At 32.1% G+C, this 405-nt stretch carries 1 protein-coding gene; it reads left to right on the top strand.

Features of this window, described 5'->3' with window-relative positions; all coding sequences use genetic code 11:
- A partial coding sequence (locus E3E36_RS12440; RefSeq protein ID WP_167895641.1) for an amidohydrolase occupies window positions 1–405 on the top strand: 405 nt, incomplete at both ends.

Below are 405 nucleotides of genomic sequence, written 5' to 3'. Positions count from 1 at the left end.
ACAGCATAAAATAGTAAAAGGTTTCAGGCATGTATTGCAGGCACAAGAGCCTGAGTTTATGTTGCAACCAAATTTTTTAAGAGGCATTGCTGCATTAAAACAATTTAATTTTACTTACGATATTTTAATTTTTCCAAAGCATTTACAGGCTGCAATTGAATTAGTAAAACAAAATCCATCTCAACCTTTTGTAATAGATCATATTGCAAAGCCTTACATTAAAGCAGGCTTGATTGATGAATGGAAGAAAGATATCAATACCATTGCTCAATACCAAAATGTATATTGTAAAATAAGCGGTATGGTTACAGAAGCAGATTATAATAATTGGAAGCAGGAAGATTTTACTCCATATATAGATGCAGTAGTTGAAGCATTCGGTACTAAAAGAATTCTGTTCGGAAG

The organism is Thermococcus sp. M36, assembly GCF_012027355.1.
Classification (GTDB): Archaea; Methanobacteriota_B; Thermococci; order Thermococcales; family Thermococcaceae; genus Thermococcus.
Note: the sequence above shows the minus strand (reverse complement) of the source record. Positions and strands in the feature narration are given on the sequence as shown.